Consider the following 23,893-nt stretch of genomic DNA (forward strand, 5'->3'; position numbering starts at 1 on the left):
CCAGTACGCAGGTCACAACGTAGTCCGGCGGTTGGACTCTGCTCCATGATGCCGGACCGAATGGCGCCACCTGTACGTGGCCGCGACCTGCTGCCCAATGGCAGGCAAAGAGCCCTGTGACCATGTTCACGGGGCTTTGTTCTGGGAATGGCAGTTTGGCGCCGAGCAGCCGGCTGCCCCTGGGATCCCTGGGTCTACTTGCGGCGCCGCAGCCGCTCTTCCCGCTCCCACTTGCGCAGATGCGGGTAAGGGTCGAACGACCAGTCGGACAGGCCGTTGTCCCGGTATAACCCGTAGTGCAGATGGGGCGGGAATTTGCCTGAGGTGCCTGGCTTGCCGTAACCCGAACTGCCGACCCAGCCGATCACTTGACCGGGCTTCACGATCTCCCCCGGCTTAACTTCTTTCTTATTGAAGCCCGACAGGTGCGCATAGTAATGGTATACATTGTTCAGGTCCCGGATTCCAATTCGCCAGCCTCCGTACGGATTCCAGCCCATGATCTCGACGATGCCATAGGTCGCGCTTCGGACTGGGACGCCATGGCCGGCGAATAGATCAGTGCCCTCATGGACCCTGTATCCCCCCCAGCCCCTGCTGGCTCCCCAGGTGCTGCGGTAGGAGTAGTCCGAGCCGAGCGGCAGCACGAAGCAGTGCTCATGGAGATCCAGGGTATCGAATGCGGCATAGATCCGGGCGAACTGGGTGATCCGGTCTACACTCCGGCTGTTCTGGTAATACTCCCAGAGGCCGATGCGCAGGTCGTCCTCCGAGGTGCCCTGCTCCAGCAGGTAGGAGGCCATGGTGAACAGGCGGTCGATATCGCTGTTGCGGTCGGCGAGACCATCCCCGTCGCCGTCTCTGCCGCGGCCGCCGAAGAAGCGGATGCTGGCCGGATTCTTGTCTTCATGGTCGGGATTCATAACACCGCCCCACTGCAGATCAGTGTAATGGATCGCGATCCTGCCGTCGGGCGCCGGACGCTTCTTCGCGAGATTGAGCGTACGTTCGTATTGGTCCACGGCGGCCAATTGATACCATGGTATGCCGGTCAGCGTGCTGACCTTATCAAACAGATCTTTCCGTTCGGCGAACATGGCTTTCATCCCGCCGCCGGCTTCCGGCTTGGCGGCGGAAGGGGCCTTGGCAGGCACGCCGGCCAGGGCGCTCTCCGCTCCAAGCACGAGCCCAAGGAGCAGTGTGCCGGTCAGAACCGCAGCGCAGGCCCTGGTATGGATTGCCGTCATAGGTAAGCTTCCTCCTTCTGCTGGTTATGGACGCGTCGGCCGGGAGCTGCGGCGGATGGAGGGCCAGAAGGTGAACCATCCGTTTGCAGCAGCGCTCGCCCCGGTGCCGTAAGGGTCAACTTTCAATACCTTGGCGGGATGCCCAGCCTCCCGCCGCAGGTGTTCATTCTTGGATGAATCATATAAGGGTAGGATGCGCGTGGGGCTGTCTTTTTATCCATGAGGGAGTCTGCTATGATGAGGGCTGGGAGGGATATGTGATGGGGTTCGAGCACCGCGAGGAGCATGTGGACGAGGGCATGCTGATGATCCAGGCCAATCTGGACGATATGAATCCCGAGATTACGTCCTACGTCACCGACCTGCTGTTCGAGCAGGGGGCGCACGATGTATTCTGGATTCCGATTATTATGAAGAAGGGCCGGCCCGGGATCATGCTGAACGTCTTGACGGACGAGGCGTCGGCGGGCCGGATGGAGACGGTCATCTTCCGGGAGACGACGACCCTGGGGCTGCGGTACGGCCGCATGGCCTGCCACCGTCTGGGCCGCAGCTTCGAGCAGATCGAGACTCCGTGGGGCAATGTGGCCGTTAAGGCCGGGTTCCACCGCGGGGAGCTGGTTCAATTCGCGCCGGAGTTTAAGGATTGCGAGAGGGCGGCCAAAGCTGGAGGAATCCCGCTGAAGCGGGTGTATGACGAAGTGCGGCTCCGGTTTCTTCAGCGGACTGGAGGCGGCACGGAGGCCCAGCACGACGAAGGCCGGTGAGAGGGGCGTGACGCTCAAGAAGGCCGCAGACAAGCAGACAGGCAGCACAAAGAAGCGGCTCCCGATAGGGAACCGCTTCTTTGTGCTGCCGAGGGAGAGAGCGGGAGCTGTCCGCCCCGTTGCGGGCACGCATCGGACCGGAAGCCGGGCCGTACCTATCGGAAGGGGAGCGGAGCATCCTTCACTCGATGCCGGCTTTCAACTGCGCAGGTTCCCGTGGCTGGAGAACCTGCCGGGGCTGTGCCGCCTGCCGGCTAATGGCGATGCGTCACGGCCTTGGGATCCCGATCCTCGACGTGCTCAGCCGGATGGGGATGCGGATGGTCATGGGTGTGATGCTCATGTCCGTGCTCATGTCCGTGATCGTGGCCGTGCTCATGGGCATGATCGTGGCTATGCCCATGATGATGGTCATGAGCATGCGTATGACCATGGTGATGATGGTCCGGATCGTGATGATGATGGTGGTGATGATCGTGCTCATGATGGATTTCCTCATGATGTACATGGTACTTGTTCAGGTACGGATCGGCCTGGCCCACCACGACGCGAAGCACGTTCGGCTGGTTGGGCAGCTCGCGGGTGCCCGCCCCGTATCCGATCGTCTCGACGATCATCGGAGGGAGGCTCTTCGCGAACTCGTCGACTAGTCCGGCGACAATGCCCGCCCCTGTCGGCGTCGTCATCTCCAGCGCATGGGAAGTAGGGAGGATCGGAAGGCCGCGCATCATCTCCAGTGTAGCAGGAGCAGGTACAGGATAGATCCCGTGGTCGCAGTGGACGGTGCCCGAGCCGAGCGGCACGGCGGATGAAAGAATCTTCTCGATCCGCAGAGAGTCGATTGCGAGCGCCGTGCCGATGACATCGACGATCGAATCGATGGCTCCCACCTCATGAAAGTGCACCTTCTCGATCGGGATGTTGTGGATCTTCGCTTCCGCCACCCCGATCTTCTCGAAGATCGCGAGGCTGAGCTTGACGACCCGGTCGTTGAACCCGGCTCCCTCGATCATCCGCACGATCTCCGAATAGTGCCGGTGATGCTTCGGCGGGGAGCTTGGGTCGAGCAGCACGTCCATCTTCAAGGCTGAGATGCCGCGCTTGTTCACCCGCTTCCACTCCAGGGTGAACGGTTCGATCTTGATACGCCGCAGCTCTTCCTCGATGTACTCCCTGTCCGCGCCCGCATCCACCAGAGCGCCAAGCGTCATGTCTCCGCTGATGCCGGAGAAGCAGTCGAGATACAATAGTTTCATGGCTCATCCCTCTTCAGTTGGTTGTGATGAATCAGCGCCGCATTGTAACCTGCCCCGAACCCGTTGTCGATATTGACCACCGAGATGCCGGGCGCGCAGGCATTGAGCATGGACAGCAGGGCCGCCATCCCCTGGAAGCTGGCTCCGTAGCCGATGCTGGTCGGCACGGCGATGACCGGCACCGCTACGAGCCCGCCGACCACGCTGGCCAGCGCGCCTTCCATGCCGGCGGCGACCACGATAGCGTTTGCGCCGCGGATGGCCGGCAGACGGCGGAACAGCCGGTGGATACCGGCCACGCCGACATCATAGATGCGCTCGACGCGGCAGCCCATGCTCTCGGCCGTGATGGCCGCCTCTTCGGCCACGGGCAGGTCGGATGTACCGGCAGCGAGGACGGCGATGTACCCTCCGCCTTCCGGCTGCGTCCCCGGGCGCGTCCAGGTGACGGTGCGGGCCTCGGGGTGGTACTCCGCGCCGGGCACCTGAGCGAGCACGTAAGCGGCCTTGTCCGCGTCGACGCGGGTGGCGAGCACCCGGGCGTTATGCGGCGTCATACGGGCGAAGATCTCCGCGATCTGCACCGCGGTCTTGCCTTCCCCGTAGATCACTTCGGGGAAGCCGGTCCGTGACGGGCGGCTGAGGTCGATGGCGGCGTAGCCGAGCGAATCGTCGACCTCCTGAGCCTCCAGGCCTGCGGCCTGTTCAGTGGGCTTGGGGGCCGGAGCTTCCTGTCCCCGGGCCTGCTCCCCGCACGCCTTGTCCATCTCGGCGGCATTGTAAACGGCGGATCCCGAGAAGCCTTCCTCTAGCAATCGCTGGGCTTCCTCTATGTCAAGATCACCCGAACGGACGAGCTTTAGAATATGTAAGGTATTCATCATGATTTCGGGGCATCCTCCTTTAAACCTTTAAACACACATTCCTTAGTGTACCATACTTCCAGGGCCGCTGCGTAATTTTCAAAAGTGGATTGTTCCGCCATTCGTGATATAATAAGGGGAACAGAGAAAAGCAATGGTTTCGGATAGAACCGCATTCTCAGAAAGCAGGGGAGCAGCCATGGCGACTTCATCTATAGAGCGCAAACCGGATTGGCTTAAAGTCAAGCTGGCCACAGGAGATAACTACAAGGAACTCAAAAATATGATGCGGAGCAAAACGCTCCATACCGTGTGCGAGGAAGCGAAGTGTCCGAACATTCACGAATGCTGGGCGAGCGGGACGGCGACCTTCATGATTCTCGGCGATATCTGCACCCGGGCCTGCCGCTTCTGTGCGGTGAAGACCGGCCTGCCTACGGAGCTTGATCTTCAGGAGCCCGAACGCGTTGCCGAAGCGGCCGAAGGAATGCGGCTCCGCCATGTGGTCGTCACTTCCGTAGCGCGGGACGATCTCAAGGACGGCGGCGCCTCGATCTTCGCGGAGACGATCCGCGCCATCCGCCGGCGGCTGCCGCTGGCCGGTGTGGAAGTGCTCATTCCGGATTTTCAGGGGGATGAGGAGTCGCTGCGCATCGTGCTGGATGCCAAGCCCCACATCCTCAACCACAATATGGAGACGGTGGAACGCCTCTCCGATAAGGTACGCGCCAAGGCCAAGTACGCCCGCTCCCTGGAGCTGCTTCAGCGCTCGAAGGCGATCGCGCCGGCCATTCCGACCAAATCGAGCATCATGCTCGGCGTCGGTGAAGAGTGGAACGAGATCCTGAAGACGATGGACGATCTGCGTGCCGTCGACTGCAATATCATGACGATCGGCCAATACCTTCAGCCAAGCCTGCAGCATCTGCCCGTATCCCAGTACTATACGCCGGAGCAGTTCTCGGAACTGAAGCAGGAGGGCCTGAAGCGAGGCTTCTCCCACGTGGAGTCCGGCCCGCTCGTACGCAGCTCCTACCATGCCCACGAACAAGTTCAATCGGCGCAGCATTCGTAAACCCCAGGGGAGGCAAGCATCGTGATCCATATTGCGGGCAAGAGTTACGAAGTGATCGTTGATCACAAGAACGGCTGGCGTTTCGAAGCATTCCGCGAACGGTACAGCGAGGTGCTGGAGCGCTATGATTATATTGTGGGGGATTGGGGCTACAGCCAGCTCAGGCTGCGCGGGTTCTTCAAGGACAACCATCCGAAGGCGACCCGCGACACGACGATCTCGACCCTGCAGGATTATCTTAACGAATACTGCAACTTCGGCTGCGCCTATTTCATCATCGAGAAGGTGGCCAGCAAGCAGCTCGGTCCGGGTGAGAGCTATCCCGAGGGCATCTACGACGACAGTGCGCCGGTTCCGGTGCCTGCCGCCGAGGGCGAAGCGGCGGAGCGGCCCGCTGCAGCAGCCGGGACGGAGCCGGGCCGCGGAAGCGAGGCGCCGGCAGCAGCCGGGGCGGCGCCTTACCGGCAGGGCTACCAGCCGAACCGGCACGGCCCACAGAACCGCGAGCGCAGTCACGGCGGCCGCCAAGGCGGCGACCACCAGGGAGGCGGGCGCGGCCGTCAAGGCGGCGGACGCGGTGGCGAAGGCCGTCAGGGCCGGCCGCACGGAGGCCATCACGGCTCCGGGCCGAAGGGCCAGCAGGGCGGGGAATCCCGCGGACATCAGGGCGGCAAGCCCGGCCGCGGCTCCTCCCAGGGAGGCGGGCATTCGCCTAAGCCGAAGTCCGAATCCTCCCGCGCCAACGTGTAACACCGGCAGCCACATCAGCTTCGTCTGCTTTTTCGCACCTGCTGCGGGAGAGCGGGCGAAGCTTTTTTTGATACGGGCTGGTGCGGACCTTCAAGCAGGGCAGCGCATCGCTCAGCCTTCGGGCGGTCCAGCCTTGGGATAGGAAGCTAAAGTAAATTTTAGGTCTAGGGGCCCAGAAGGGTGATATAATCAGAAGCAGCATCCCGCTGAAGGGAAGAAGAAGGAGTAGTTAGCTTTGGAGCTGTGGATGGATATGCCGATGAACTGCGCTCTGTATGCCTATGCCGGACGGCCCACCGGGTTCGGTCTGGTAGCGGGGATCGTCGGTTTCATCATGATCGGCGGGATTAGCGCAGGAATGGTGCTGGGCCGCAGGGGCACCGGGGTCGAAGAAGAGAGCGCCTTCATGGAGACGGAGAACAGGTATGTCCCCCCTCCCCGGAAGGAATAACAGGCAACAAGCAAAGCCGCTGCTTGCGAGGAAGCAGCGGCTTTACATATGGGAGCGGAGTAGTTCCAATGCTTCCCCTCACATCATATCGTACCCGATGAACGCCTCGCGGACCCGGCTCCAGAAGGGGAACGGGCGGAAGCGCGCGAATTTGACCTTCTTGCCGGCGGCTACCATGCTCCGGATCGAGACAATGTCGCTGCGCTGCATGTACACATGGTCGAGCGACAGCACGATATTCTGATTCGTTCTCGGGGTAATGTCGCAGTGGTGGTGCTTCGGCAGCAGGATCGGCGATCCGAGCGTCCGGTACACCCGGTTGTTGATCGAAGCGATCTCGGCGATCTGAATCGCGTCCAGGGATGGGTGGACGATGGCGCCCCCGAGGCTCTTGTTGTACGCGGTGCTGCCGGACGGGGTGGAGATGCAGATGCCGTCCCCCCGGAACGTCTCCAGCAGCTCGTCGTTGATATGCAGCTGTGCGACCAGGGTGGCGTCCACGCCCTTCAGCGTGAACTCGTTGAGCGCGAGCTCCGTTTCGATCTGGCCGCTGCCGGTGGTGATCTGGATCTCGACGAGCGGGTACTTCACGACCCGCAGATCATTCTGCTTGGCGCTCTCGCCCATGAGCTCGGCGAGCAGTTCGACTTCGTCGGGCTTCCAGTCCGCGAAGAAGCCGAGGCGGCCGGTATGGATGCCGACGAAGGAAATATGGTCGAGCTGCTCCTTATACCGGTGGAAGGCGTGAAGCAGGGTGCCGTCGCCGCCGATCGACAGCACGATGTCGGGCTGTTCCTCCTCATGAATGAGACCGTGCGCTTGAATCAGCTTGTGGAAAGTGTGCATCAACTGGAATGAAATCTCATCGCCGCGGTGAACCACATTGTATTTCAAACGGTTGCCCTCCTATAAATACGCCCCGTCAGCCTTCGGCTGTCGTGGCGATGCAGTACTGGTCAATCAGAGCCGCCAGACTCTCGGGAACATGTCTGAAGCGTACGGCCACCCGGTAAGCGTCGCTTCCGAAATGGGCCACCCGGACCACTTCCCCGTAAGCGCTCAGCTTCCGTTCGAGAGCCGGCAGGACGAAGGTGAACTCCAGGTCCAGCGCGGGGAAGAGCCGGACGGGCGTGACGAAGGAGATCCCGCCTCCGGACAAGTCGAGAATCTGACCGGTGAAGGCGACGCTCTGCGGCGCGGTCTGTCCCCGGATGCCGACGATGCGGCAGGTGACCGGTGTCCGGACCCCGAGCGGGGCGCGCTCGTGCTTCCGGTGGGAAGCCTTCTGCAGCGCCTCGGGCGCGGACAGCGTAAGGGTGCACAGGCTCCGGCGGAGCTCGAGCTGCTGCAGCTCCACCAAGGCATGATGCAGAATGCCGTGTGCCCGGTAAGAGAATTCAACGAAGCTGACATGATGCAGCTTCTCCAGAGGGTGGACCGCCGGAGTTTCCAGGGTCACCGTCATCCGGTCACCGTCCGCCCGGAGCAGCCGGAACTCGTCCTCATAGCAGAAAGGAAGCCCGTCCTTCGTCTCGCCGACAAGGACTAGGGTGCAGCTCCCGGGGAGCGGAAGCATGCCGGTCTCTAATGCTTGGTTCCATTTCATGAGCGATCACCTGCGTGTTCGTTAGTGGGAACCCCTCTGTCTCTTTGTTAGTTCCATCATAATTTATTATGGGGGAGAAAACAAATGCCTTCGAGCGAAGGGGTTTCTATGCTTCCCAGGCCCCCGGCAGGGGAACGGCCCACGAATGCGACGCCAAAAAAACCAAGCTGCCGGCGGCAGCTTGGTTCAAAGGGACCCTGAGGTTACAGCGTCGTCAGCAGCGGAAGCTCGAAGCGCCGGATGAAGTTCGGCGAGACGGGGTGAACCCGCACGGAGAAGTGCGCCCCATGCTTCAGATGTCCCGGAATGCTCGCCCGGTAGAGCACCGTGCGCTCTTCAAGCTCGCGGGCGGGCTCCATGGTAACGAGGACCGGCTCCCAGCCGCCCGGACGCTCTTCATAATACCGAATTTCAACGGCCGTATCCTTATACCACACGGGGCCGAATTTGACGGTGGCCGTCACTTCCTTCTCTCCGGTCCGGACTCCCCCGTCATTCACCTCCACGATGCGGACATGGTGCCAGTTCTCGCGGATGAACCGCTTGTAATCGGCCACCTTCGTCGCTTCCTCGTTCCCGTTGGCGAGGAAATGCCCGGTCCGCTGCAGGGAAGGCACGTACGTGACGTTGGTATAATCCATGACCATCCGATCGGTGTTATATACGGGCCCGAGGGTGACGATCGAGCGCTTCATCCGCTTCACCCAGGACGAGCGCACGCCGCTCTCGCGGTAGTAGAGCGGAACGATCTCTTCCTCGAGCACGCGGTAGATCGATTCCGTATTCTCCCGCTCCTGGGTCTCGAAGTCGGCTTCGTTGTTCGCTTCGATGCTCCAGCCGTTCGTGCCGTCATAGCCTTCCTCCCACCAGCCGTCGAGCACGCTGAAGTTGATAACACCGTTCATCGCCGCCTTCTCGCCGCTGGTGCCGCTGGCTTCATAAGGCCGGCGCGGATTGTTCAGCCAGACATCGACGCCCTGCACAAGATAGCGGGCAAGATTCATGTCGTAATTCTCGAGAAGCACGACCCTGCCGCGGAAGCGGTCCATCTGCGAGACCCGGTAGATCTCGCGGATCAGCTCCTGTCCGGGGTGGTCCGCCGGATGGGCCTTGCCCGCGAAGAGGAACTGTACCGGGCGCTGCGGATCATTGACGAGCCGGTCCAGCCGGTCCAGGTCGCCAAAGATCAGATTGGCCCGCTTGTAGGTCGCGAAGCGCCTCGCGAACCCGATGGTCAGCGCATCGGGGTTCAGGTACTCCCGCACTTCCTCGATCCGATCCGCCGTCATGCTGTTGCGGCGCCGGTGCTCGCGCAGGTTCGAGCGGGCATGGAGGATGAGCTTTTCCTTCAGCCTCTGATGGACGGACCACAGGGATTCATCCGGGATGAGATGGATTCTCTCCCAGAGATCGGCATTCGCCTGGTTCGTCGTCCAGGTACCGGGCAGGAAACGGCCGTACAGCTCCTTGAGCTCGGGAGCGAGCCAGGTCGGCAGGTGAATGCCGTTGGTGATATGGCCGATCGGGACTTCCCCTACGTCGATATCGCCGTGGAAGGCGCGGAACATCTCCCGGGAGACGTGTCCGTGCAGCTTGCTGACCCCGTTGCGCAGGGCCGCCGCATTCATGGCAAGGTACGTCATGTTGAACGCATTCTTGCCCTGATCGTAGCCGAGGGTCCGGAACGCTTCCCGGTGCTCGGGATAGTCGTGGAACAGACGGCTGAAGTAATAGTCGAACATCCCCATCGGAAAAGCGTCATGTCCGGCCGGCACCGGCGTATGGGTCGTGAATACCGTCGAAGCGCGGATGATCTCCAGCGCCACATGAAACGGCAGCCCCTTGTCGAGCTGCTCCCGGATCCGCTCGAAGGCGAGGAAGGCGGCATGCCCTTCGTTGATATGGTAAGCGCCCGTCGGCAGACCGAGGGCCCGGAGCGCCTTGACCCCGCCCACGCCAAGCAGAATCTCCTGCGCGATCCGCGTATCCTGGTTGCCCCCGTAGAGCTGTGCGGTCAGCTCGCGGTCCCACGGGCTGTTGATCTCGAGGTCTGCGTCGAGCAGATAGACCGGATTGCGGCCGACCTGTACCTGCCATACCTTCAGGCGGACCTCCCGGTCGGCAACGGCGACGGTAATGTACAGCTCCTCGGTGGAGGCGTCTCCGGACTCACCCGGTACATAAGCCGGTATGATGGGGAGCTTCTCAAAATCATAGGACACGTTCTCGGCGAATTGGGCGCCGCCCGCATCCAGCTTTTGATTGAAATAGCCTTTCTTGTAGAGGAGCCCGATGCCTGCAAGGGGAATACCGAGATCACTGGCCGACTTGCAGTGGTCGCCGGCAAGCACCCCGAGTCCGCCGGAATAGATCGGAAGGGATTCATGGAAGCCGAACTCGGCGGAGAAATAGGCTATGGCCTGCCGGGTGTGCTGCGGGTACTGCTGGCCGAACCAGGTGGAAGCCGCCATATACTCGTCGTATTCTTCAAGAACCGCATTCATCTGCTTGACGAACCCATCATCCTGCGCCCACTTCTTGAGGATGGCCGGGTCAATCTCCGTCAGCAGGCGTACCGGATTGTGCTGATACTGGTCCCACAGGAGCGGATCGATCCGCGAGAACAGGGACAGGGCGCTGTTATTCCAGCTGAACCACAGGTTGTAAGCGAGCTCCGACAAGCGGCGGAGCCGGGACGGTAGTTTGATATTTCGGGCTTGGAATTTCGTAAGCATAGTTTCACCTCTACCCCAATTTTACGTGCCCGGGTTCGGGAGGCCGGGACGTCATTGATCTCTTCCGGGACGGACGGGCTCGGTGGGGGAGCATGCCGTCCCGGTGTGAACCTGCGCGGACGGTTGCGGCCGGTGTCAGGCTGACAGGCGGTTCGAAGTCCGGATCCATCCGGAGGATGACCGCTCTGCAGGCCCGTTCCTTGGCATTCAGTACAGTAGTATTTTATCTGGAGCGGGGGTTCATACCTCGTCTGCCAAAGGAAAGCAGGAAGGAAAGCAGCAGCAGAATACCAAGCAGCGCGGCGAACAGGGCTGCCGCCGTAGGGAGCGTATGGTGCAGCAGGGTGCTGACCGGCCGGGTGACCTCAGGCTCGGGCAGGACGGACCAGACCGCGAGGGCGGGGGAGAGCGGCTCCCATAGCAGCAGCACCAGCAGGGCTGCGAGCACGCCGTGGATCAGCCGGGCGGCGGCGAAGGGAGCGTAGCGGAGATCGGTCTGGTGAAGCAGCGAGACGATCTGGGCATGGACCGAGAGACCTCCCCAAGAGAGCACCCAGGCGGCGATAGCCGCTTTGTACATCTCAGGGATCCCAGCTGCGCCGCCGGCTGCCTTGGAGCCGATCGTTACCTCGAAGAAGCCGCCGACCACCGCCTCCGCCAGAGGAGCGGGAATCGCAAACAGCTGCAGAATCCATTCGGCTCCGGCATAGAGCAGATTCATGATATGGGCGGAATTCATGACCTCCATGACGACGGAGAAAAACACGACGAGCCCGCCCACCACGAACATCAGCTGAAGCCCGGACCCCAGCGCCTTCTGCAGCATAACGCCGATCGGCCGTCCATCCTTCATCCTGGCTTCATGCATGGCGTCGAACGCACGCTGCCACAGCCCCCTCCCGGGCATGGGCCCGGACGTGCCGGCAGGCGCGGTTTGAGCGTTATTACCCGCCCCCGGCTTGCCATGAAACCGCATCAGGAGACCGATCAACACCGCCGCCCCGTAATGCGCGGCGGCGAGAACACCCGCCAGGGCGGCATCATGGAAGAAGCCGACGGCCACGGCTCCGATCAGGAAGATGGGATCGGATGATGTGGTGAAGGCGACGAGCCGCTCGCCCTCCTCCCGGTTCACCAGGCGCTGCTCCCACAGTTGGGCGGTCAGTCGGGCACCGATGGGGTAGCCGGAAGCGAAACCCATGGCCATGACGAAGCCCCCGATGCCGGGAACGCGGAAGAGCGGCCGCATCAGCGGATCGAGCAGGGTGCCGAAGAAGTGAACGATGCCCACGCCAAGCATCATTTCGGAGATGACGAAGAAGGGAAACAGGGCGGGGAACAGCACATCCCACCAGATCGAGACGCCCTTGAGCGAGGCGCGCAGAGCCTCCGTAGGAAAGATCAGCATCAGGCCCGCTAGCGTGACTGCGAACAGCGTCGCGGCATAGAAGGGAAACATTCGGCGGCGCACAGCACCCACATCCTTTCCGAGTAAGCCTGTCATTCTGATATATGTAGAGGAGAGGGGAGACATGCCGGAGGACCTTCGTGAAAAGCGGATGAAAATAAGGCCGGGCCGCTGGAAAGGTGCTGAATTTTCGGACTATTCGTGGTACAATGGTGCCAATATGAGAATGGGAGTTGATCCTTATGATGGGTGTCATTGCTGGAATTCTCGTATGTGCTTTTGTATATGTCATTAGGGAGACGCTGATGACTTCCGGTGAAGAGGATATGTAGCGTCAGCTGCATCGAACAGGCTTTTGGGGCACAATAAGACCTTACCAAATGACGATGCTAAGGCAGCTTGCAGTAGCATCTTTTTTTCGATAGGATGGGTTCCTGAGCTCATACAGCTTCATCCCGGCGTCCTCGTATGGACGCCGGATCACCAGGAACAATCAGCGAGGGAGAGGAGAGAGGACGTTTGTCCGAGGAACAAGGAATGACGTTTTTTGAGGCGATGGGAGGCGAAGCGGGCATTCGCCGGATCGTGGAGGCCTTCTATCCGAAGGTGCAGGAGCACCCGCTGCTGGGTCCTCTCTTTCCGGAGGACATCACCCCGGTGATGGAAAAGCAGCAGCTGTTTCTGACGCAGTTCTTCGGGGGGCCTCCTTTGTATTCGAACGAATACGGCCATCCGATGATGCGGGCCCGACACCTCCCCTTTGAGATTACGCCCGCCCGTGCGGCTGCCTGGCTCGGCTGTATGGAGAAGGCGCTCGAGGAGACGGGCATGGAGAAGGAGCTGCGGCGGGCGGTTCTGCAGCGGCTGGAAGGGCCGGCCTACCATTTTGTGAACAGCTGAGAAGGATATACACGAATTGAAGGAAGTGGCGTAGCATGGTGGAACCCTTATTTCAAGTGAAAGTGACCTGTCCCCAGTGCGGCCGGGAATTCCAATCCTCGCGTGTGAGGCCGAGCTTCAAGAAGACCGTGCGGACGGATACGGATTTCTGTCTCCATTACAAGGATATTAATCCGGAGCATTATGTGGTGCGGATCTGTCCCGACTGCGGTTTCGCCGGCACGGAGAATTCCAAGACGAAGCTGACGGCGGCGGAGAAAGAAGCGTTCTATAGCAAGGTCGGATCGCAGTGGACCTATAAGGAGTACGGCGGTGAACGCACCTGGGGCGATGCCCTGTACAGCTACAAGCTCGCCCTGCTCTGTTCGCAGATCGTGAAGGAGAGCGCCCGGGTGACGGCGGGGCTGCTGCACCATATCGCTTGGCTCTACCGGGAAAAAGGGGACGAAGCGCAGGAGAAGCGCTTCCTGCAGTTCGCGCTGGACGAATACACCCGGGCCTTCGAGACGGAGGGCGGGGAGATGAACAACGCCCGGCTGATGTATCTGCTGGGGGAGCTGAACCGGCGGCTGAAACATTACAAGCCGGCGGTGAAGTGGTTCACGCGAGTCATCAACGACAAGTCGATTAACGACGCGGGCATGATCCGCGCCTGCCGGGAGCAGTGGGCGGTCGTCCGGGAGGACATGCAGGCGGACAAGCTGGAGCCGATTGACGAAACCGAGCTTACTTAAAGCGTCCCGCTCTTATCCTATACCCCGGGGGCACACCCGGAAAGACCAAACGCACAGAGCCTTGCGCGGCTGAAGAGTCCGCAGGCTCTGTGCGTTTTTTTGGGAGGGGAGAGGCGGCTCCCCATGCTCTGTGCCGAGGGGGCTGCCGCGGAATGACGGCCCGGGCTTCAGCGCCCGCCGGAGCGGCTGAGCGCCCGGGAGGCCAGCAGGTAGTCGGAATCGGCTCCGACGAGCGTGAGCTTGTTCCGGCAGCACGGGAAGATGAGCAGCTTCTTCACCCCGTCCTTGAGATCCTGGAGCTCTCTGGGTTTGAGGGCCAGCAGCACGTTATCCGCGCCGCAGAACGGACAATTCTGCACGTAGATATCCTGTCCGACCCTCTCGTAGGGCCAGGTATTCTGGAATGGAATCATGGCCTTGGTTACTCCTTGGTGCCTTCGCCGGCAGCCGGGTCTTTGGGCGCTTCCCCGGCGGGAGACGCTTCTTTGCGCGCGAGCTCGCCCAGCTTCTGCAGCAGGATGTGCTGGGGCATATGCATCAGGTGCTCGAGCGGGACGCCTAGCTCCTTAGCCAGTTTTTGCGCCGTATCGGGCGATATTTGCAGGGGTCTCATGGATAGGGCCTCCTTTTTGTACGTTGGCGGGTAGTATGCCGGTCTTCCCCTCATTTAATCACACTCCCGCAGGAAAGTTCAATCCTAAAGGAAAGTTCAATCCTAAAGGAATAATCCGGTGGAAGAGACTTGGGCCCGAGTGGCAAAATGTGGTTTAATGAAGGGGTAAGCTCATATCATACAATAGGACGTGCTCTTACTACATAACCCTAGGAAAGGTGCGTGCAGCCCCATGAAAACCCCGCTTCCGCAAACCTGGAACCTCGAGAGGTTCTTTCCCGGAGGCAGCGCCTCTGAGGAGTTCGGCCGCTTCCTGGACGGGCTCCGCCAGCATATTGCCGAGGCCGAGGAGCTTCTGAGCTCCACCCCGGCTCCTGCCTCGCCGTCGGAGGTGTCTGCGCTGCTTCCGCTGATCGCCCTGCTGCAGAAGGCTTCGCTTCAGATCCGGGAGGCCGACTCCTTCACGGGGTGCCTTGCGGCCGAAAACCAGAACGACAAGCGCGCCGTCATTCTTGGAGGCCAGGTCCGCTCGCTTGGCGCAGCCTATGCCTCCGCCCTGACGCGGTTCGACGACCTCCTAACCCGGATTCCGGACGAAGCTTGGGAGGCGCTGCTGGCGCTGCCGGAGCTGCAGGAGATCCGCTATCCGCTCGAGGAGCGCCGGGAGCTGGCGGCCGAGAAGCTGCCTCCGGAGCAGGAGGCGCTGGTGAACGAGCTGGCCGTCGACGGTTACCACGGCTGGGGCGAGCTCTATAATACGACGGTGAGCAAGTTCCGCGTGCCCTACGAGGAGAACGGCGTCGTCACCGAGCTGTCCGCAGGCCAGGCGGCGAATAAGATGGATAGTCCCCAGCGAGAGGTGCGGGAGAAGGTCTTCCGCCGGTGGGAGGAGCAGTGGAGTAAGCATGCCGACTACTGCGCGGATGCGCTCAACCACCTCGGCGGCTTCCGGCTGAAGCTGTACGAGCGCCGGGGCTGGGAAGGCATCCTGAAGGAGCCGCTGAGCATCAACCGGATGTCTCAGGAGACCCTGGATACGATGTGGAAGGTCATCGAGGACAGCAAGGACGTCTTCGTCCGCTACCTCGAGCGCAAGGCGAAGCTGCTCGGCCTTCCGAAGCTGAGCTGGTTCGATGTCGATGCCCCGGTCGGATCGGGGACCGGCACGATCTCCTATGACGCAGGGGCCGAGCTCATCGTCTCCCAGTTCCGCCGCTTCTCGCCGAAGATGGCCGACTTTGCCGTGAAGGCGTTCGAGAACGGCTGGATCGAGGCCGAAGACCGCCCGGGCAAGCGTCCCGGCGGCTTCTGCACCTCGTTCCCGGTGGCGGAGGAGACGCGCATCTTCATGACGTACGCGGGCTCGGCCTCGAACGTCTCTACGCTGGCCCATGAGCTTGGGCACGGCTACCACCAGCACGTGATGAACGACCTGCCGGCCTTCGCCCAGGAGTATGCGATGAACGTGGCGGAGACCGCCTCCACGTTCGCCGAGATGGTGGTCTCCGATGCCGCGGTCAAAGGGGCGGCGTCCGAAGAGGAGCGCCTGACGCTGATCGAGGACAAGATCCAGCGCTCGGTGGCCTTCTACATGAACATCCATGCCCGGTTCCTCTTCGAGACGCGCTTCTATGATGAGCGCAGCCGGGGACTGGTCAGCGTGGACCGGCTGAACGAGCTCATGACCGAAGCCCAGCGTGAAGCGTACCGTGGAGTGCTGGAGGAGTATCATCCGCACTTCTGGGCGTCGAAGCTGCACTTCTACATCACCGAGGTTCCGTTCTACAACTTCCCGTACACCTTCGGCTATATGTTCAGCGCCGGCCTTTACGCCGAAGCCCTGAAGCGCGGCGAAGCGTTCGAGGACCAGTATGTTGCGCTTCTCCGCGATACGGGACGCATGACGGTCGAAGAGCTTGCACAGAAGCATCTGGGCGTGGACCTGCGCCGGCTGGAGTTCTGGCAGGGGGCGATGTCCATGACGGTCGGAGATGTCGAGGAGTTTCTGCGTTTGACAGAGCAGCTGTAACACAAGAAGCATGGCGGAGGCCGGCCCGGAAGACTTGGGCCGGCTTTCTTTTGTGTCACCCTATCTACCACTCAAGGAGAGGATTCGAATGCTCGACATTCAAACCATTCACCACATCAGCCTCAATGTCAGGAAGCTGGAGCCGGCGGTAGCGTTCTACAGGGACGTGCTCGGGCTGGAGGAGCTGGAGCGGCCGCCGTTTGATTTTGAAGGAGCCTGGTTCGCCGTCGGGTCTGCAGGGCAGCAGCTGCATCTTATCGTCCATGAGGGGGAGGTGCTGAGGGAGGGCGGGATGCATTCCCGGGACGGGCATTTCGCTCTCCGGGTGGCCGGCTATTACCGGACCATCGAGTGGCTGGAGCGCTGCGGCGTGGCATATGACGCACGGCCGCGTCCCCGGGCGGGCTTTCCCCAGATCTATGTCATGGATCCCGACCGGAATATCATCGAACTGAACTGCGATCCGGAGGAACTGGGAGCCTGAATGGAAGGGGTTACACCAGAGGCTGCGCTCTTGCAGACGGAAGAATCTGGGGTTCCACCCAGATGTTTCATGCCCCGGACAAGCGTTTAAATAAGGAGCGTACAAGTAAAGTACAAAGCAAAACAGATAAAAACCATGTAGAGGAGATGAGTAGAATGGCACGCAACAACGATGAGAAAATGAGCCGTGAAGAAGCAGGTCGTAAGGGTGGCGAGGCCAACGCAAACAAACAGGATAAAGAGTTCTTCCAGGAGATTGGCCGTAAAGGCGGAGAAGCCAACGCGGAGTCTCATGACCGCGAGCACTTCCAGGAGATCGGCCGTAAGGGCGGCGAAGCAACAGCCGAGTCCCATGGCAAAGAATTCTATGAAGAGATCGGCCGTAAGGGCGGCGAAGCCACAGCCGAATCCCACGACAAGGAATTCTACCAGGAGATCGGCCGTAAGGGCGGCGAAGCCACAGCCGAATCCCACGACAAGGAATTCTACCAAGAGATCGGCCGTAAAGGCGGCGAAGCCAATGCCGAATCCCATGACCGCGAGCACTTCGAGGAGATCGGGCGTAAGGGCGGCGAAGCGCGCGGCAGCAGCCGTGACGGCGATGAGGAAGAGGATGGAAAAATGAGCCGTGAGGAAGCCGGCCGTAAAGGCGGCAGCCGCTAATTTCATATAGATGTTCGGAAAGCAGCCGGTCCGCTAAGGGGCCGGCTGCTTTTTGCTGCAAAGCTAAGAATTTTATATCCTCGCCAGAGCTCGATCCCTGACATCTTATATTACTTATAAACGCACCTCGTCCGTAAGGACGGCGAAGCCGTTTATCTTGGCGCGGCGTATTCTCCGCTTTTCGGATCGGAATGGATTCGGGTATAATGGGGGGAACAGAAGAGATCGGTACGGGAGACGGGACCAGAGACGCGACGATAGACGGGACCGGCAAAGAAAAAGACGGCCCGCTCGGGACCGCCTTTTTGAAGAGCTAAGTATTCGGGAGATTGCATTATCTGGAGAATTTGCCGGCCAGCTGCTGCTCGGCGATTTGAACCAGACGACGTGTGATATGGCCACCGATTGCCCCAGTATCGCGGGTTGCCATGAAACCATAGTAACCGTCCTGAGGAATTTGGATGCCCAGCTCTTGAGCTACTTCGTATTTCAGTTGGTCCAGAGCTTGGGAAGCTTGAGGAACGACCAATACGTTGCTGCTGCGGGATTGTCCTGCGCCCATCGTAATCACCTCCGTTCTTGTAAGGTAGTATGTGACAAAACCGTGATTATACACGTGATCATAATTGGTAATTCTGTCCAAGTGGGAGGGATCGTCTTGTCGGAGTTTGTTTTGAAGTACAGCGGTTGGGGGCACGATGCCGACCTGCAGGTCATACATGCCGATGTTCTGATGGAGATCGACGGGGAAGTGCTGATCGATGAACCGATGTGTGTCGATGTGGGCCTCCCGGCACTGCTGCTGAGTGCCCTGGAGGATGTGGAGCCCGACCGCTGGGCCGAGGCCTCCGAGTGGCACCGGGTCCCCTTCGTCATCTGCGGGTGCGGCGATCCGGAATGCCGTGGGTATTCCTTCCGGGCGAGGCACCGGGAGGGGGGGCTCATCGAGCTGACCGAGCTCGAGGAACGGCAGGGCCGTTCCCCGCGCGAGATGGACCGCTACCTGATTCCGAAGGGGCCGTATGCGGCCCAGGTCCGGGCGATCGCGGAGCAGTTCCTCCGCTTCGTCGAAGCGCTGGATTACCGGCCGTATTATGCGGACACGGTGAAGACGGTGAAGGAGCTCCTGCAGCGCAGCGTCAGTATTTGATCTTGAACGAAGCGGACAGCTTCTTCAAAGCTTCTACGTCTTTCTGCAGCTTCTGCATATCCTTGAACATCTGCTTCATGTCTTTGTTATCGCCGAGCAGGGACATGACTTCCTCCAGGCGGGAGATACGGGGTGTCTTCATGGAACAACCACCTCCTTCCGGTCCGGCATTGGTTGTTCCATGTATCGTATGTGCGCTCTTCCCGCCGCCGTCTGTGCGCTTGTCATGCCGGACTCCTGAGACTTGTGAAGATAAGATCGATTCGCACAAAAGAGCTGCAGCCGGTTTTTCAGGCTGCAGCCTTTTTTTGGGGGCGGTATACCTCGCTTTTGCCCGTTTCTCTCGTCAAATGTCATGGACTGCAGGACAAGCCGTTCCTCAGCGTACCAGGAGGTCCGGCATCCAGCGCTGCAGGTGCGCCTGCAGATTCCGGCGGACAAGGCCGGCCTCCGGGAGATCCGACTCCCCGGCTTCGGCCAGCGGCACGACACGAAAGCCGCGCCAGCCGTGGAAGCGGATGAACGTGGTCTGCAGCCGGACGTTCCGGGTCCGAAGGGCGGGCGGGACGCCGTTCGCTCCGGCGGCGGGCAGCCAAAGCTGCGCATGAAGGATGGCGCCGATCCGCGTGCGGGGATCCGGCTGCCGCTGAGCCGCCAGGAAGTTGCCGAGCGAATAGATGACCAGCGTGCGGCCCCCACGCTGGTTATCGATCCACTCCGGCGGCTGCAGCACGTGCGGGTGGTGGCCGAGGATGAGGTCGGCGCCCGCATCGGCGGCCAGTCTGGCAAGCCTGCGCTGCCCGGGGGAAGGCAGGCTCTCATATTCCCGGCCGAAGTGAAGCGAGACGATGACCGCATCGGCGGCCCGGCGGGCTTCGGCGATCTCACGCTTCATGCGGCGCTCCTCCAGCCGGTGCACCAGATAAGCCCGGCCCTTCGGAGACGCAATGCCATTGGTGCCCTCGGTATAGGCCAGGAACGCCAGCCGCAGGCCGTTCTTCTCCACGAGGCGCAGGCGAGACCGGTCTGCTTCGGACTCGCTGACTCCCGCATATTCGACGCCCAGCTCACGCCAGTGCCGGATGGCCGAGCGGAGTGCCTTCTCCCCGCGGTCGAGGGCGTGGTTGTTGGCCATCGTCACGACGTCGATCCCGGCTTCCTTCAGTGCATCCGCCGCTTCCTGAGGGGAGTTGAAGGAAGGGTAGTCGGAGAGGCCGAGGGCCGTACTGCCTGTCACACTCTCCTGATTGGCCACAGCGATATCGGCTGCCCCGAGCTCCTCCTTCACCGCCTCCAGCATCGGCTTGAAGTCGAAGCTGCCGCCCTTCCGCGCGTCCTCATACAGCGAGCGGTGGATGAGCACATCTCCGACAGCCGCCAGGGTCACCAGGCGGCCTGCCGGGATTGGCGGCCCTGCTGGGGGAAGGGCGGGGCTTTCGCCGGAATGGGGCGCAGGACTGCCTTGAAGCACCGCGGGCTCGGTATCGCTGCAGCCGGAGACCAGAAGGAGCAGGGCCGCAAGCATGCCGCAGCATCGAAGGGGGCGCCGCCGTTTGGCTAGTGTCATGGATGACCCGCCTCTCTGCCGTGATCAAAAAAAACCAATAACTACTATGTACCGCTTGCAGGGAAAATATTACGGGCCCTAGGGGTATGGAAAATATTGGGTAGGCTACGGAAACGGGCTGCGGGACCGCAGACGCAAAAAGCCCCCGAACCGTCTTGAAGCAAGGGTTCGGGGGCAGGGCGGGCCGTGCTCGTGAGGGACGGTCAGGTATGCACGACTTCCAGCCTGACCTCCAGCGTAAGTTCCTCACCCGGTGCGATGCCGCGCAGGCCGGTGACTTCCGCCGGTTGTCCGGTAATATTCGGGGCGTTCGTCACCCAGGTATAAGGCTCGAGGCAGATGAAGTCGCAGGCTTCCCCTTTCGTGAATACGACCCACTGCTTGAAGGCATCGGAGGCGCTGTAACGCAGCTCGACGCCCTTTCGGCAGAGAACGGCGAGGCGGGGGTAATCTCCGATCTGGAAGACGGTGTCCATGTCGTACCCATCGAGTGTATCGCCCCGCAGCAGAGGCGTGTAGACTTCTCCCAGGGGGATGATCTCACCGGTGGGCACCTTCGTCCCGTCCAGCCTCCAGATCCCGCTGGAGGGCAGCTGCAGCTTCCAGTTCTCCGGCTCGCCGTCCAGCCGGAACCAGGTGTGCAGCCCGTAGCCGAACGGTGCGGTCACATCCCCGCGGTTCACGGCCCGCAGGAAGTGGCGGAGCACGCCGCCCTTCAGCTCGCAGGTCAGCTCAAGCTCCAGGGCGTGCGGGTACTGCCGCTGCACGTTCTCGTCTTCGGCGAGCCGGAGCACGCATGTGATGTAAGTGGTATCTTCCCGGTGCCCCGTAGCGGTCACGGTCCAGGCCTGGTTCCGCAGCATCCCGTGGACGTGATGGCCGTGGCTGTTCGTGACGTCAAACTGGTACTCGCGGCCCTCAAAGGTAAAGCGTGCGCCGCGAATCCGGTTTGGCGGCATGAGGATCGGGGTGCCGTACTGCACGGGCGCGTCCGCGAGCTCTTGCGGTCCCGAGGGAGCCCGCAGGATTTCGCGGCCGAGCCTTTTATCCCAAATGCTGTATACGTTGCTTCCAAGGGCCGGGCAGATTCGGACAATGAGCTGGTCGTTCTCCATTTCATAGGCCGGTGTGCCTTCCCAGTCGATTCGGTTAATCATGATGAACTCCTTCAGTGAAGATGATGGACGCTTTCGGGCGGTCCGGTTCCTATTGTAGCAGATGATGCCCAAGAGCCAAAGCCCAGGTCAGTTTCCAAATTCAGCATTCGGGTACACGTATGGGGTTTTGGCGGGCTCGGCTTTGGCCACTTTCTCCACCTGCAGCTGCATAATCTCCATGTCGCTGAACTTCGTCTTGCGGATCGTTCCCGTCACGGTGACCCAGCTGTCCGCCGCGAGCGTCTCGGCCTTGGTGTACTCGGCGAGAACGCCGAACGGGGCGGCATCGGCGGAGCAGCACTGGATCGAGAAGCGGCCGACGACGAACTGCTTCGGGCTCATCTCGTCCTGCCGGTAGACGAAGCCCGTGAGCTGCAGCTTTTTGCCGACAAATTGGTCCAGATAGAGGTCCAGGGTGGTCAGTGTTTCCATGTAGAGATCCTCGCGGATCGTGATCAGCTTCTGGTTGTACAGCTCCTTCGCCTGTTTGGCGTAATGCTCCGTGAACTTGTCGGCAGGGAAGAGGGCATCCAAGGCATCCCCTGTGCCCCCGGCTGGAGCTCGACCTGCGGAACTTCCGCCTCCCGGTGTACCTGAAGCCGTTCCGGAGTCCGGCATCGGTTCGGCTTCCAGCCCCGGGGTTGGATCCTGGGAGGCGTCGCGGTCCGCCCGTGCCTCCGTGCGGCTCTCCTTGACGGCGCTGGCGCTGCTGAGGTTCATGCCTTTCTTGTCGGCCAGAGAGCTGCCCATGGAGGCATCGGGCAGCAGAAAACCCAGCGCCAGCGGCAGAGCGAACAGCCCGTACACGAGCGTATTCTTGAGCAGGGAGCGGGAGGGCGCATGGTCATGGTCACAATCGCAATCAGCGGCCTTGGAGTTCCCCTGGAGCATCCGGATCGCGAGATAGAGCTGATAGGCCGCTACAGCGTAGAGGACCAAGGCCGACCACTTCACGTAATCGACCATCCGGGGAGCGATGTAGAGGAGAACGAGCTCGCTCCTTACCAGATAAGCGATATAGACGGCGAAGCCCAGGAGAATCAGGGTCTTCAGCAGATGGTGAAGGCCAAGCGTTCGGGAAGTCATGAGGGATCATCGCTCCTTTGGTATGGTATGAGGCCTTGGATGCCCCGGCTGCTCTCAGGCTGCCGAGAAAGCTGCCGGTTCGAAGCAGGCAGAAGGGCCGCCGTTGGTTACAGGATGAAGGTCTGGAAGGCCAACGAGACCGTGAGAACGATGACGGCTGTCAGGACGGACAGAAGCAGGACGAACCGGGCCCGGAAGGCGGATAGGAGCATCAATGTGCTTTTCATGTCGATCATCGGTCCGAATACGAGGAAGGTGAGCAGAGAACCGGCCGAGAACGTCGTGGCGAAGGACGAGGCGACGAAGGCGTCGGAGGTGGAGCACAGCGACAGTACGAACGCGAGCCCCATCATGAAGAGGTGGGAGGACAGTTCTCCCTGTCCGATCGACACGAGGCTCTCCCGGTCCAGCACCGTCTGGATCGCGGCTGTCAGGAAGGCGCCGAAGATGAGATATTTGCCCATATCGAAAAACTCGTCGGAGGCATGCCCGAAAACGGAGAGGATGCGCATGACCCTGCTTCCGGAGGCAGCCTCTGCATGATCGTGGTGATGGTGATGATGCCCATGACGGTGATGCTCTCCATGGCTGTGCCGGTGGTCGAGACCGACATGACTGCGGTGCTCTCTGTGGCTGTGCCGGTGGTCGAGACCGGCATGACTGTGATGCTCTCCGTGGCTGTGCCGGTGATCGTGATGCGCATGGCCGCAGCTGCCGTCCTCGCAGTGGGCGTGCACGTCGGGGCCGGCGTTTACTTGAGCGGCGGAAGAGCCGGAGCCGGTGGCTGTCCCGGACGGCGAACGGAGCGGGTTCCGCTTCACGAAGCGGTACACGAGAAGCCCGACGGCGACCGCCGTGATGAAGGCCATCCCCATCCGGGAGTACGCGATCTCCGGCCGGCTGCGGAACGCCATGTATGTCGAAGCGTAGACGACCGGGTTGATGATGGGCCCGGCGAGGATGAAGACGACCGCCACATAGGCGGGCATTCCCTTCTGCATAAGCCGGCGGATCACGGGGATCATGCCGCACTCGCACAGCGGGAAGATCAGCCCGAGCACGCAGGCGAACAGGATGCCGAGCACGGGGTTCTTCGGCGTGAAGCGGCGTACGGCCGCCTCGGAGACGAAGCGCTGCAGCAGGGCGGCGACGAACACGCCGAGCAGCACGAACGGCAGGGCCTCCAGGATGATGGAGATGAACAGGGTTTTGAAATTTCCAAGGGTGTCCCCCGTCAGGAAGGACAAGTCCGGCGCTTCCCGCTGCGTGAAGATGAGGAAGAGCATCATGATGCAGAGCAGGGCCAGAATATGGGTCAGCCATCGTTGAATGAGAATAGGCAACGGTCATTTC

24 protein-coding genes and 1 pseudogene are annotated in these 23,893 nt (G+C 61.2%); 10 read left to right on the plus strand and 15 right to left on the minus strand.

Annotated elements, in window-relative coordinates; genetic code table 11:
- Nucleotides 1-194: 194 nt before the first annotated feature.
- Nucleotides 195-1,247, minus strand: coding sequence for a M23 family metallopeptidase (locus tag ACP26L_RS05870; RefSeq protein ID WP_426451605.1), 1,053 nt, complete (start codon nucleotides 1,245-1,247; stop codon nucleotides 195-197).
- A 260-nt stretch (nucleotides 1,248-1,507) separates the two neighbouring features.
- On the opposite strand from ACP26L_RS05870, the gene larC reads away from it, so the two are divergent.
- Entirely contained in the window at nucleotides 1,508-2,014 is a 507-nt protein-coding gene (gene larC, locus ACP26L_RS05875) for a nickel insertion protein (protein WP_426451606.1), read from the plus strand.
- 254 nt (nucleotides 2,015-2,268) lie between these two features.
- Here larC and ACP26L_RS05880 read toward each other — a convergent pair whose 3' ends face one another.
- A complete protein-coding gene (locus ACP26L_RS05880; protein WP_426451607.1) occupies nucleotides 2,269-3,270 on the minus strand; it encodes a LarC family nickel insertion protein in 1,002 nt (333 codons plus the stop codon).
- Nucleotides 3,267-4,154, minus strand: coding sequence for a nickel pincer cofactor biosynthesis protein LarB (larB, locus tag ACP26L_RS05885; protein ID WP_426451608.1), 888 nt, complete (start codon nucleotides 4,152-4,154; stop codon nucleotides 3,267-3,269). The genes ACP26L_RS05880 and larB overlap by 4 nt, the downstream gene beginning before the upstream one ends.
- A 178-nt stretch (nucleotides 4,155-4,332) precedes the next feature.
- Between larB and lipA the strand changes: the two genes are divergently transcribed.
- From lipA to ACP26L_RS05900, 3 genes are all read left to right on the plus strand, one after another.
- On the plus strand, nucleotides 4,333-5,208 hold the full coding sequence (lipA, locus tag ACP26L_RS05890; protein ID WP_426451609.1) for a lipoyl synthase: 876 nt from the start codon (nucleotides 4,333-4,335) through the stop codon (nucleotides 5,206-5,208).
- Nucleotides 5,209-5,229: 21 nt separating this feature from the next.
- On the plus strand, nucleotides 5,230-5,958 hold the full coding sequence (locus tag ACP26L_RS05895; RefSeq protein ID WP_426451610.1) for a YutD family protein: 729 nt from the start codon (nucleotides 5,230-5,232) through the stop codon (nucleotides 5,956-5,958).
- 235 nt (nucleotides 5,959-6,193) lie between these two features.
- Nucleotides 6,194-6,409, plus strand: a complete 216-nt coding sequence (locus ACP26L_RS05900) for a hypothetical protein (protein ID WP_426451611.1) — start codon at nucleotides 6,194-6,196, stop codon at nucleotides 6,407-6,409.
- A 78-nt stretch (nucleotides 6,410-6,487) separates the two neighbouring features.
- On the opposite strand, the gene ACP26L_RS05905 is transcribed toward ACP26L_RS05900, so the two are convergent.
- The 4 genes from ACP26L_RS05905 to ylbJ all read right to left on the minus strand — a co-directional run bounded on the left by ACP26L_RS05905 (nucleotide 6,488) and on the right by ylbJ (nucleotide 12,221).
- Entirely contained in the window at nucleotides 6,488-7,303 is an 816-nt protein-coding gene (locus ACP26L_RS05905) for an NAD kinase (RefSeq protein WP_426451612.1), read from the minus strand.
- A gap of 28 nt (nucleotides 7,304-7,331) precedes the next feature.
- Nucleotides 7,332-8,015, minus strand: a complete 684-nt coding sequence (locus tag ACP26L_RS05910) for a PilZ domain-containing protein (RefSeq protein WP_426451613.1) — start codon at nucleotides 8,013-8,015, stop codon at nucleotides 7,332-7,334.
- Between the two features lie 203 nt (nucleotides 8,016-8,218).
- Nucleotides 8,219-10,750 carry an alpha-glucan family phosphorylase gene (gene glgP, locus ACP26L_RS05915; RefSeq protein ID WP_426451614.1) on the minus strand — a complete coding sequence of 844 codons (2,532 nt, stop codon included), beginning with the start codon at nucleotides 10,748-10,750 and terminating at the stop codon, nucleotides 8,219-8,221.
- A 223-nt stretch (nucleotides 10,751-10,973) separates the two neighbouring features.
- Complete coding sequence (ylbJ, locus tag ACP26L_RS05920) at nucleotides 10,974-12,221, minus strand: sporulation integral membrane protein YlbJ (RefSeq protein ID WP_426451615.1); 1,248 nt, start codon at nucleotides 12,219-12,221, stop codon at nucleotides 10,974-10,976.
- Between the two features lie 456 nt (nucleotides 12,222-12,677).
- Between ylbJ and ACP26L_RS05925 the strand changes: the two genes are divergently transcribed.
- Together ACP26L_RS05925 and ACP26L_RS05930 are read left to right on the plus strand one after the other, a co-directional pair.
- A complete protein-coding gene (locus ACP26L_RS05925) occupies nucleotides 12,678-13,058 on the plus strand; it encodes a globin (protein WP_426451616.1) in 381 nt (126 codons plus the stop codon).
- Nucleotides 13,059-13,093: 35 nt separating this feature from the next.
- Nucleotides 13,094-13,792, plus strand: coding sequence for a DUF2225 domain-containing protein (locus ACP26L_RS05930; protein WP_426451617.1), 699 nt, complete (start codon nucleotides 13,094-13,096; stop codon nucleotides 13,790-13,792).
- Nucleotides 13,793-13,959: 167 nt separating this feature from the next.
- Here ACP26L_RS05930 and ACP26L_RS05935 read toward each other — a convergent pair whose 3' ends face one another.
- Together ACP26L_RS05935 and ACP26L_RS05940 are read right to left on the minus strand one after the other, a co-directional pair.
- Nucleotides 13,960-14,205, minus strand: a complete 246-nt coding sequence (locus ACP26L_RS05935) for a hypothetical protein (RefSeq protein ID WP_426451618.1) — start codon at nucleotides 14,203-14,205, stop codon at nucleotides 13,960-13,962.
- 8 nt (nucleotides 14,206-14,213) lie between these two features.
- The gene (locus tag ACP26L_RS05940) at nucleotides 14,214-14,405 is read right to left on the minus strand and encodes a YycC family protein (RefSeq protein WP_426451619.1); all 192 of its coding nucleotides are present in this window, start codon (nucleotides 14,403-14,405) and stop codon (nucleotides 14,214-14,216) included.
- A gap of 232 nt (nucleotides 14,406-14,637) precedes the next feature.
- Between ACP26L_RS05940 and ACP26L_RS05945 the strand changes: the two genes are divergently transcribed.
- From ACP26L_RS05945 to ACP26L_RS05955, 3 genes and pseudogenes are all read left to right on the plus strand, one after another.
- On the plus strand, nucleotides 14,638-16,434 hold the full coding sequence (locus tag ACP26L_RS05945; RefSeq protein WP_426451620.1) for a M3 family oligoendopeptidase: 1,797 nt from the start codon (nucleotides 14,638-14,640) through the stop codon (nucleotides 16,432-16,434).
- An 88-nt stretch (nucleotides 16,435-16,522) separates the two neighbouring features.
- A complete protein-coding gene (locus ACP26L_RS05950) occupies nucleotides 16,523-16,918 on the plus strand; it encodes a VOC family protein (RefSeq protein ID WP_426451621.1) in 396 nt (131 codons plus the stop codon).
- A gap of 155 nt (nucleotides 16,919-17,073) precedes the next feature.
- Nucleotides 17,074-17,454 (plus strand): annotated as a pseudogene (locus ACP26L_RS05955) (KGG domain-containing protein); the annotation flags it as partial.
- A 460-nt stretch (nucleotides 17,455-17,914) separates the two neighbouring features.
- Here the strand turns inward: ACP26L_RS05955 and ACP26L_RS05960 are convergent.
- The gene (locus ACP26L_RS05960) at nucleotides 17,915-18,142 is read right to left on the minus strand and encodes an alpha/beta-type small acid-soluble spore protein (RefSeq protein ID WP_269868902.1); all 228 of its coding nucleotides are present in this window, start codon (nucleotides 18,140-18,142) and stop codon (nucleotides 17,915-17,917) included.
- A gap of 96 nt (nucleotides 18,143-18,238) precedes the next feature.
- Between ACP26L_RS05960 and ACP26L_RS05965 the strand changes: the two genes are divergently transcribed.
- Nucleotides 18,239-18,730 carry a hypothetical protein gene (locus ACP26L_RS05965; protein ID WP_426451622.1) on the plus strand — a complete coding sequence of 164 codons (492 nt, stop codon included), beginning with the start codon at nucleotides 18,239-18,241 and terminating at the stop codon, nucleotides 18,728-18,730.
- Here ACP26L_RS05965 and ACP26L_RS05970 read toward each other — a convergent pair.
- The 5 genes from ACP26L_RS05970 to ACP26L_RS05990 form a co-directional block, all read right to left on the minus strand.
- Complete coding sequence (locus ACP26L_RS05970; protein ID WP_426451623.1) at nucleotides 18,720-18,872, minus strand: hypothetical protein; 153 nt, start codon at nucleotides 18,870-18,872, stop codon at nucleotides 18,720-18,722. The two genes, ACP26L_RS05965 and ACP26L_RS05970, sit on opposite strands and share 11 nt — an antisense overlap.
- 237 nt (nucleotides 18,873-19,109) lie before the next feature.
- Nucleotides 19,110-20,297 carry a CapA family protein gene (locus ACP26L_RS05975; protein ID WP_426451624.1) on the minus strand — a complete coding sequence of 396 codons (1,188 nt, stop codon included), beginning with the start codon at nucleotides 20,295-20,297 and terminating at the stop codon, nucleotides 19,110-19,112.
- Nucleotides 20,298-20,500: 203 nt separating this feature from the next.
- Nucleotides 20,501-21,454 carry an aldose 1-epimerase gene (locus ACP26L_RS05980; RefSeq protein ID WP_426451625.1) on the minus strand — a complete coding sequence of 318 codons (954 nt, stop codon included), beginning with the start codon at nucleotides 21,452-21,454 and terminating at the stop codon, nucleotides 20,501-20,503.
- An 87-nt stretch (nucleotides 21,455-21,541) separates the two neighbouring features.
- Complete coding sequence (locus tag ACP26L_RS05985) at nucleotides 21,542-22,540, minus strand: TIGR03943 family putative permease subunit (RefSeq protein WP_426451626.1); 999 nt, start codon at nucleotides 22,538-22,540, stop codon at nucleotides 21,542-21,544.
- A gap of 107 nt (nucleotides 22,541-22,647) precedes the next feature.
- A complete protein-coding gene (locus ACP26L_RS05990) occupies nucleotides 22,648-23,883 on the minus strand; it encodes a permease (RefSeq protein ID WP_426451627.1) in 1,236 nt (411 codons plus the stop codon).
- Nucleotides 23,884-23,893: the final 10 nt, after the last annotated feature.

The sequence above is a fragment of the Paenibacillus sp. S-38 genome (genome assembly GCF_049942825.1).
In the GTDB taxonomy this organism is placed as follows: Bacteria; Bacillota; Bacilli; order Paenibacillales; family NBRC-103111; genus Paenibacillus_G.

Excerpts from the sequence above, each read along its gene's own strand:
- ACP26L_RS05940 (WP_426451619.1), bottom strand. The coding sequence starts at position 14,405 with ATGAGACCCCTGCAAATATCGCCCGATACGGCGCAAAAACTGGCTAAG.
- ACP26L_RS05880 (WP_426451607.1), bottom strand. The coding sequence starts at position 3,270 with ATGAAACTATTGTATCTCGACTGCTTCTCCGGCATCAGCGGAGACATG.
- ACP26L_RS05870 (WP_426451605.1), bottom strand. The coding sequence starts at position 1,247 with ATGACGGCAATCCATACCAGGGCCTGCGCTGCGGTTCTGACCGGCACA.
- ACP26L_RS05975 (WP_426451624.1), bottom strand. The coding sequence starts at position 20,297 with ATGACACTAGCCAAACGGCGGCGCCCCCTTCGATGCTGCGGCATGCTT.
- ACP26L_RS05970 (WP_426451623.1), bottom strand. The coding sequence starts at position 18,872 with ATGAAGACACCCCGTATCTCCCGCCTGGAGGAAGTCATGTCCCTGCTC.
- ACP26L_RS05960 (WP_269868902.1), bottom strand. The coding sequence starts at position 18,142 with ATGGGCGCAGGACAATCCCGCAGCAGCAACGTATTGGTCGTTCCTCAA.
- ACP26L_RS05980 (WP_426451625.1), bottom strand. The coding sequence starts at position 21,454 with ATGATTAACCGAATCGACTGGGAAGGCACACCGGCCTATGAAATGGAG.
- ACP26L_RS05985 (WP_426451626.1), bottom strand. The coding sequence starts at position 22,540 with ATGACTTCCCGAACGCTTGGCCTTCACCATCTGCTGAAGACCCTGATT.
- ACP26L_RS05910 (WP_426451613.1), bottom strand. The coding sequence starts at position 8,015 with ATGAAATGGAACCAAGCATTAGAGACCGGCATGCTTCCGCTCCCCGGG.
- ACP26L_RS05930 (WP_426451617.1), top strand. The coding sequence starts at position 13,094 with ATGGTGGAACCCTTATTTCAAGTGAAAGTGACCTGTCCCCAGTGCGGC.
- glgP (WP_426451614.1), bottom strand. The coding sequence starts at position 10,750 with ATGCTTACGAAATTCCAAGCCCGAAATATCAAACTACCGTCCCGGCTC.
- ACP26L_RS05945 (WP_426451620.1), top strand. The coding sequence starts at position 14,638 with ATGAAAACCCCGCTTCCGCAAACCTGGAACCTCGAGAGGTTCTTTCCC.
- ACP26L_RS05935 (WP_426451618.1), bottom strand. The coding sequence starts at position 14,205 with ATGATTCCATTCCAGAATACCTGGCCCTACGAGAGGGTCGGACAGGAT.
- lipA (WP_426451609.1), top strand. The coding sequence starts at position 4,333 with ATGGCGACTTCATCTATAGAGCGCAAACCGGATTGGCTTAAAGTCAAG.
- larC (WP_426451606.1), top strand. The coding sequence starts at position 1,508 with ATGGGGTTCGAGCACCGCGAGGAGCATGTGGACGAGGGCATGCTGATG.
- ACP26L_RS05950 (WP_426451621.1), top strand. The coding sequence starts at position 16,523 with ATGCTCGACATTCAAACCATTCACCACATCAGCCTCAATGTCAGGAAG.
- larB (WP_426451608.1), bottom strand. The coding sequence starts at position 4,154 with ATGATGAATACCTTACATATTCTAAAGCTCGTCCGTTCGGGTGATCTT.